This window comes from Helicobacter sp. (genome assembly GCF_029067145.1).
Lineage (GTDB): Bacteria > Campylobacterota > Campylobacteria > Campylobacterales > Helicobacteraceae > Helicobacter_D.
This window is the reverse complement of sequence record NZ_JAIEFA010000040.1, coordinates 42680-50164: the sequence shown is the minus strand read 5'-3', so window position 1 is coordinate 50164 and position 7485 is coordinate 42680. Positions and strand designations below refer to the sequence as shown.

At 36.0% G+C, this 7485-nt stretch carries 6 protein-coding genes; 4 read left to right on the top strand and 2 right to left on the bottom strand.

The genetic code is table 11. The annotated features are described in order from the left end of the window. The first annotated feature begins 188 nt into the window (after positions 1–188). From K2N75_RS04800 to K2N75_RS04785, 4 genes are read left to right on the top strand one after another with little or no spacing between them, the layout of a single operon-like run. The gene (locus tag K2N75_RS04800; protein WP_297679846.1) at positions 189–455 is read left to right on the top strand and encodes a type II toxin-antitoxin system RelB/DinJ family antitoxin; all 267 of its coding nucleotides are present in this window, start codon (positions 189–191) and stop codon (positions 453–455) included. A gap of 6 nt (positions 456–461) precedes the next feature. Then, complete coding sequence (locus tag K2N75_RS04795; protein WP_297679845.1) at positions 462–845, top strand: type II toxin-antitoxin system death-on-curing family toxin; 384 nt, start codon at positions 462–464, stop codon at positions 843–845. A 34-nt stretch (positions 846–879) separates the two neighbouring features. Further along, positions 880–2313, top strand: a complete 1434-nt coding sequence (locus K2N75_RS04790; protein WP_297679844.1) for a type I restriction-modification system subunit M — start codon at positions 880–882, stop codon at positions 2311–2313. A gap of 46 nt (positions 2314–2359) precedes the next feature. Further along, the gene (locus K2N75_RS04785) at positions 2360–3763 is read left to right on the top strand and encodes a DASS family sodium-coupled anion symporter (protein WP_297679843.1); all 1404 of its coding nucleotides are present in this window, start codon (positions 2360–2362) and stop codon (positions 3761–3763) included. A 44-nt stretch (positions 3764–3807) separates the two neighbouring features. Here K2N75_RS04785 and K2N75_RS04780 read toward each other — a convergent pair whose 3' ends face one another. After that, positions 3808–5184 (bottom strand): McrC family protein, encoded by a 1377-nt coding sequence (locus K2N75_RS04780; RefSeq protein ID WP_297679842.1) that lies wholly within the window; start codon positions 5182–5184, stop codon positions 3808–3810. A 2-nt stretch (positions 5185–5186) separates the two neighbouring features. Next, complete coding sequence (locus tag K2N75_RS04775) at positions 5187–7367, bottom strand: AAA family ATPase (protein ID WP_297679841.1); 2181 nt, start codon at positions 7365–7367, stop codon at positions 5187–5189. Positions 7368–7485: the final 118 nt, after the last annotated feature.

The window sequence follows — 7485 nt, the reverse complement described above, 5'->3', positions numbered from 1 at the left end:
ATTTGCGCATTTGGAGAAGTTGGCGCAGTTTGTGAATGAGAGCCTAGAAAATCTCCAAAGGCTCAAATCCTCACTTTTAAACCAAGCCTTTAAGGGTGAGTTGGTGTAGAATGTAAAATTTAACAAAAATAAGCAATATTAGGCTAAAATATGGTAAAATACCATAAACTATACAAAAAGGAGAGATGATGTCAAATAATGCAAATATCAATGTAACTTTTAAGATGAACAAGCGAGAAAAGCAAGAATTTGAAGAGATTGTCCAAAGTTTAGGGCTGAATCTTAGCTCCGCTTTTAATATTTTTGCAAAAGCAGTGATAAGGGAAAATGCTATACCTTTTGAGCTTAAAGCCCCAACAAAGACAAGTTTTTATGCAAGTAGCAAAGAAGCGCGAGAGATTGGGAACAAAATGCTAGAAAAATACAGAACAGCTTTTGAGGCTTTAGCAAAGTAAGAAAAAATGGTATGGCTTGGGATTGATGAGGTTTTAGAGCTTCATAAAATGCTTATTGTGCAAACCGGTGGTAGCTACGAGCTAAGAGATAGAGGTATTTTAGAAGGGATTTTGGCAAGTGGCGAGAGTGGGTTTGGCGGGGTGGAATTTTATCCTAGTGTTTTGGAAAAAATCGCCAAAGTTGCAAGTGCGATGATACAAAATCACCCCTTTGTCGATGGCAATAAGCGCATAGGAATGATGATTTTGCTCGTTCTTTTGGAGCTTAATGGCATAAAAATAGAATTTAGCAATGATGAAATAGAGAATCTTGGACTATCTTTAGCAGAGGGCAGGTGCAAATATGAGGATTTGCTAAAAATTTTGCAAGAGAAATGCGGGGAATGTTAAAAATTCCAAAATTCGCAACATAAAAGGGGCAAAAATGAGTGAAAAAGCGATTGTCGCAAAGGTGTGGAATTTCGCAACGATTTTGCGTGATAGTGGCGTGAGTTATACTGAATATGTCGCGCAGTTAAGCTATTTGCTGTTTTTGAAAATGGAAAGTGAGAGGGAAAGCATAGGAGAAAGTAGCAAAATCCCTGCAAACTGCAAATGGGAGCGGCTCATAAACCTAGATGGGCTGGAGCTAGAGAGCGCGTATAATGCCGCACTCGCGCAACTTGCAAAGAGTGAGGGCGTGATAGGGCTTATCTACAATGACGCGCAAAACAAAATCAAAGAGCCTGCAAATCTTAAAAAGCTTTTTGTGCTTATGGATAGTGAAACTTGGCTGGGCTTGAATGTAGATATAAAAGGCGCGATTTATGAGGGGCTACTTGCGAAAAACGCCACAGAGACAAAGGCGGGAGCAGGGCAGTATTTCACGCCTAGAGTGCTGATAGATTCTATTGTGGGGCTAATGGAGCTAAAGCCTAATATGGAGGTATGCGATCCTGCGTGTGGCACTGGCGGATTTTTGCTAAGTGCGTATGAGGCGATGAAAGCACAGACAAAGGACAAAGAGGAACTCAAACGCTTAAGAAATGAGAGGCTTTATGGCAAGGACATTACGCCTTTAGTGGCGTCTTTGTGCGCGATGAATCTGTATCTGCACGGAATCGGAGGCGAGGGAGGCATTATAGAGATTGGGGATTCTCTAAGTGAGTTAGGCAATCGGCGGTTTGATAGGGTGCTAACCAATCCGCCCTTTGGCAAGAAGTCGGCGACTAAGATTTTAGCCGAAAATGGCAAGGTGAAAAGCCAAAAGGACGAATACAACAGAGAGGATTTTTTCGCCACAACCTCTAATAAGCAGCTGAATTTCTTGCAACACATTATGAATCTTTTAAAAATCGGGGGTAAAGCGGCGGTGGTGCTACCCGATAATGTGCTGTTTGAAGCGGGAGCGGGGGAGAAAGTGCGTAAAAAACTCTTAGAGGATTTTAATCTGCATACGATTTTACGGCTTCCTACCGGGATTTTTTACGCACAAGGCGTAAAAGCGAATGTGCTGTTTTTTGACAAAGTCGCAACAAGCGAGGATTCCACGCAAAAAGTATGGGTGTATGATATGCGCACGAATATTAATCTAAGCCTTGTAACAAGTCCTTTGAGTGCGGAGCATTTGCGGGAGTTTGAAGCAAGTTTTTGCGTGGGGGCAATGGAAAATCGCAAGGAGAATGAGCGATTCCACGCTTTTAGTATTGGAGAGATTAAGAAGCGCGATAAGATGAATTTGGATATTTTTTGGTTAAAAGATGAGAGTTTAGAGGATTTGGAGAATCTGCCAAGCCCAGAGGAACTAAGCAAGGAAATTTGCATAAGTCTTAAAAATGCACTTAAGGAAATGGAGCAATTAGGGGAGGAATTAAACTAGCATTGTATGCTACAATTTCATTAAATCAACGCATAAAAGGTTTTTAATGAGATTAAGAGCAAGACTACACAAAAAGCTAAGATTTAAAACGCATTTTCAGATTCTATCGGGTTTGAGTTTGGCGATTTTTTGTGCTTTTTTGGCAGGCTTTTTGAGTATTTATTACTTTGCGGCTTCTTTTGAGGTGGGGGCGTTTATTGGGATTTTGTTTTTGCTGATTACCTTATGGATTAATGAAGCCTTGCCACTAGGCATTGTTTCTTTGTTGCCTATTATTTTGTTTCCGGCTTTTGGAATCTTAGATGTGAAAAGTGCGACGAGCAACTATGCAAACCCTATCATCTTTTTATTTTTGGGTGGATTTATGCTTGCTATTGGCGTAGAAAAGATTGGCTTACACAAAATCATCGCAAAGAAATTTTTAAGCTATTTTCCGACAACTCCCAAAGGCATTTTAACTGCACTTGGAGTGGCTAGTGTCGCACTAGGTAGTGTGTTGTCTAATTCCACGGTGGCACTCTTGCTGATTCCTATTGCTTTTTCTATCACGCAAGATGAGGCTTTAAAAAGTAGATTCTTGCTTGCTGTTGCTTTTGGGGCGAGTATTAGCGGAATCACAACACCGATTGGCACGCCACCGAATCTCATCTTTTTGGGTTTTTTGGAGACGATACAATTTGAAAGCATCGGGTTTGCGACTTGGATTTTTATGATGTTGCCTTTAACTTTGTGTATGCTTTATGTGATGATTAAGATTCTTTCTGTTAATCTCGGAAATGAAGAGCTGAAAATTGAAGCATTTGAGGAGATTAAAGTAACTTTTGAGCATAAAAAATTAATGTTTTTAATTGGCGTTTTGCTTCTGCTGCTTTTGCTAAATTCTCCCATAAAGCCGATTTATAACGGGCTGGGGTTTAATGAAAATATCCTTTTGCTTAGTTTTGGGCTTTTGATGTTTGTTCCTAAGATTGGTTGTTTGCGTTGGGAGGATTCTAAGGCAGTTCCTTTTGAAGTGATGTTTTTGTTTGGTGCTGGATTTTGTATCGCTATGGCGATTGCAAAAATGCAATTAGGAGATGCTTTTAAGCCTGTTTTTGAGTATTTTGGCTCTCTGCCGCTTTTGGTTTTTTTGCTCTGTGTGTGTTTGTTGGTTTTGTGCTTGACAATGTTTATTAGCTCTACGGCGTTGATTGCGATTCTGCTTTCTGCTATTTTTGCTTCCACAAAAGACTTTTTGGACCCACAAATGCAAAGTCTCGTAATGCTCATTGCCACTATTTGTGTGGGATTTTCCTTTATGTTTCCTATTTCTACTCCACCCAATGCGATAGTTTTTAGCAAAGGCGGGGTAAAAGTTTGGGATATGTTTCGGTTTGGGATTCTTTTAAGTTTAGCTGGAATCGTGCTCATTATTGTTTTTGGTATGCTTTATTGGCGTTGGTTTTTGTAGGGAAACTCCTTTCTATTGAATAAATAAGGGTTAATTTCAACAAACTACACATTAAAAAAGCAGAGCGTGAGTGTAGTTTGATTGGCTTCTTTGTTAAGAATTTCTGGTTTGAAAATTAGCTTTAAATTTTCTAATATATTCTTGCAATCCTCTATCTTTGGGTAAATCAAAAAGCCTCTCTTGCATTGGTATTTGGCTAAATACGCAAAGATTTGATATATATCACTTTGAGAAATACCATAATTTTGTTTCTCTTGGCTTAGAATCTTCCATTTGGTATCGGCAATGAAAAGGGCTTGGTCTGTTTGAACTTGCTTTTGGTAGCCGACAATATCGGGGTTAAGCAAAAATCTATTTTTATCACCCTCTAAAGCAAGATATTTGCTCTTTTCTTGGGTTTTAAGGTAAAAGTCTTTGTTTTCTCCAAAAATTTGTCCCATAAATTCTTTATTTTCATAACTCAACTTCGCACTACATAGCCACTTTCTCATTTCGCTTGCAACAAAGGATTCAAAAAGTTTATTCATATCAAAGAGTAAAGCAAAAGCTTTGGAATCTGCACGATAAGGAGTAAAAGCCCTGCGCCTTAAAAAGATTTCGCACCATTGCAAAATGATTTTATAATTCCTAAAATACCCTAAATTTTGGTATTTACTCAAATCTTTATCTATACTTTGACTTGGGGGAATATCTGCAAAGATAAAGCGCATTTGCATTAATTTTGCACTTGTATTTGTGCTTAGATTCTGTGTGTTTAAAAGCTCTAAAGTGCTTTTGATAATGCGATTTGAGGCAATATTGACACTAAACTCATCACTGCTTATGAAAAATCTCTCTTTGTGGGCGAAATTGAGCTTTAAATTTTCATTTAAAAGCAATTTGCCTTTTAAAAAATTGCGATTTTCCTCACGCACAATATAATCGCTTTTTAACCCCTTTTTCACTAATTTTTCTAATTCCTCTAAAAACATTAAAACAAACACTTCAAGTAAAGGCATTTTTGCTAACTTTAAGTGTGCAAAATGACTTTGTTTAAAAGGAGAATCTTTGAGAGATTGAAGCATTTTGAGTAAAAGTGCTTTGGCGGATTCTATGGATTTTCGTTTATCCTCTATATCCTTAGATGCAAAGCCCTCACTTTCTTTGGTCGTATGAAAAGTTTTTGGCAAAATCTCTAGGCAAAAGCCGCTTTTAATTTGAATAAGTCCGACATAATTTTGTGCCTTTAGCTTTTTGCCTGCAAATTTTAAGAAAATATGATTGCCCTCTGTGTGTGCAAATTCTACCAATTCCTCAAAGATTTTTCGGGCTTGATTTTCTAGTTTTTTATTTGTTTGATTATCTTTTTGCTCCAAAACTCGCTTAATATCCTCTACCCCAAAGCTTTGCCATTCAGCGATACATAAACTTTTATGATTCATTGTTAATTAGTTTCGTATATCTTAATATAAGTTTGAGGATTGCTCCAAATCTCATCTTCTAATGGCACGATTTCATAGATTTTTTTCTCACTATCTACAAACTCATCACTCAAACTTATGTCCAAATCCTGCATACTCTTAGATTTTATCATTCCATTGCCATTAAGCACCGCGTCAATCTTAGCATAATCCTCATAGAAATATTCTTGCAAAAGAGGGATAATCTTTTTGGCAAAAATTGTTTTTAAGTCATTCAAACTTAATTCATACCAAACATTTTCATTATTTTTAAAAAATTTTGCTCCTTCAAAGAAAAATGCGTGTCCTATGGTATGTTCCCTATCAAGCAAAAACTCAATGCGATGATTAAGGGTTTTTAGAATATTAAATAAAATTTTAGATTCTAGCACTTGATATTCATCAATATGCAAATTAGTATCTTGCAAATTGTTTTCTTTGTCTCTTTTATCCTCTGTATCTTTCACTAACCAAATACTTTTGAGCACTTCACAATCTGGCATCATTTCGCTAAATTCAAATCTCCTACGCAACGCAGTATCAAGTAAAGCAATGCTTCTATCTGCTGTATTCATTGTGCCAATGATATAAAGATTACTTGGCACACCAAATGTCTCTTGGCTATAAGGTAGAGTTACCCTTAGCTCCTCATCATTCCAAATTCTTTTGCTTGGTTCAATAAGCGTGATAAGCTCCCCTAAAATCTTGCTAATATTCCCGCGATTAATCTCATCGATAATGAGGATATAGGGCTTAAGTGGGACTTTTTCCACAGACTTAGAATCCTGCTTTTTATACTCTGTCTTTTCAAATTCTTGAAGCTTTTTATATAATTCAAAATAATAAATAGCGTTCCCGTGCCATTGTGATTGTGATTCATAAGTCGGTTTAATATCTTTATAACTTTTTATATCTCCGCTTTTGAATTTTGGATAATCTCTTAAAATAATTTCTTTAGTCAAGCTTTGCATAGAATTTGATTCCGCACTTGTCCCAATACTTATAGATTTTATCTCCCCATTTTCCTTAAGATTAATGGAGTAAATTTTCATTTTTTTATAAAAATCAAGTTCTTTCCCCTCATCTAAAACCTGTTTTAGCGAGAAAGCATAAGTTTGGAATAGTTCTTGAGTATTGACTTGTCTATTTTCAGATTCATTGCTAGATTCCTTGTGTTTTTGATAATTTGTTAATGCCCTTTGGCAAATCTCTTTAAAGATTCCATTTTGCACTTCATAAGTCATATTTTTGGAAGAATCATCAACAACAGGCTTTATCCCTTCTACAAACTCCTCATAAGAGAAGCTTTGGTGAAAGGTGATAAAAGCAATTTGTCCTTTATCTTTAAACTCTCTAAAAAGTTTATTTTGCTCCTTTCTTGTCTCGGGGATAGAATCTATCTCTTTAAATTTGACTAAAATCTCCAAAGCCTTATTGATGGTTTCATAAGTCTTACCTGTTCCTGGAGGTCCATAGAGGATTTGATTAAGGGGGATTGTGTTTTGAGTTTGAGTATTTGGATTCTCCTTTATTTCTTGTGAATTTTCACCATATTTTTGCCAAAGGGGCTTATATTTTTCTTGTATCATTGTTTCAAGGGTGTAAGTTTTGTCTCCCAAAAGTTTTTCATAAATTTGTGCTGTGCTTAATTTTTCCCCTAAATTTTCTCCCTTTGCGATTTTTTGTAAAACATTTTCGCTAAATATGCAAACTATTTTCATATCTTTAATATCCTGATAATGAAAGGCAATTTTCCATTTATATGAATGTCCTAAATATATTTTGTCTATCTCATCAAGTTTGTTGCGCTGACTCAATTCTATTATTTTTATAATATAAGATTTAATTTTATCAAAAGCCTCCTCTTTTGTGTTTCCATATTTTGCCGACCAAGCATAGTCTTTTTCGTAAATAAAACCTTGTCCATTTTCTTTTATAGTCTCTGCATTACGCTTATAAATACCAAATTTAAATGCACTTCCTCCCGATATACTCCCTAATTTACTAAATTTACTAAATTTACTAAGTTTAGTTTCTATCCAATAAGTAAAGTCATCTCTATTTACTCCACCTAGTCCTGTATATTCCTCTAAAGTCATATTTCTGACTTTTTTCAAACTCCAACGCTCTTGAAATTCCTTAAAAATTTTTTCATCACTTGTCATAAGCAACTCCCTCTCGTTTCTAAATATTTCCACGCATATTTTATCAAAAAAACAAAATTTACTACAAATTGATAAAAGACTTGCAAATCTCAACTACAAAGCTTGAATAAAAGCACTT